Source organism: Paenibacillus artemisiicola (genome assembly GCF_017652985.1).
Classification (GTDB): domain Bacteria; phylum Bacillota; class Bacilli; order Paenibacillales; family Paenibacillaceae; genus Paenibacillus_Z; species Paenibacillus_Z artemisiicola.
Window position 1 is genome coordinate 1 of the sequence record NZ_JAGGDJ010000137.1, and the last position, 524, is coordinate 524.

Sequence of the window (524 nt, forward strand, 5' to 3'; positions counted from 1 at the left end):
CCTACCGAGGCACCCCTTCTCCCGAAGTTACGGGGTCATTTTGCCGAGTTCCTTAACGAGAGTTCTTCCGAGCGCCTTAGCATACTCTGCTCGCCTACCTGTGTCGGTTTGCGGTACGGGCACCTTCGCCTGGCTAGAGGCTTTTCTTGGCAGCCTGAACTCATGACCTTCGCTACTGCAATTTTCGCTCCCCATCACAGCCCAGCCTTTCGATGTGCGGATTTGCCTACACATCAGCCTCACTGCTTGGACGGGCATCCATCAGCCCGCGTCACTATCCTTCTGCGTCACCCCATTGCTCGTAACGGCTTACGGTGGTACAGGAATCTCAACCTGTTGTCCTTCGACTACGCCTTTCGGCCTCGCCTTAGGTCCCGACTTACCCTGAGCGGACGAACCTTCCTCAGGAACCCTTAGGCTTACGGCGGACAAGATTCTCACTTGTCTTTTCGTTACTCATACCGGCATTCTCACTCGTGTACCGTCCACCAGTCCTTACGGTCTGACTTCTACCTATACACGAC

Annotated in this window: 1 rRNA gene; it reads right to left on the minus strand. The window is 55.2% G+C overall.

The features are described from left to right. A 23S ribosomal RNA gene (locus I8J29_RS33580) occupies positions 1 to 524 on the minus strand; the annotation flags it as partial.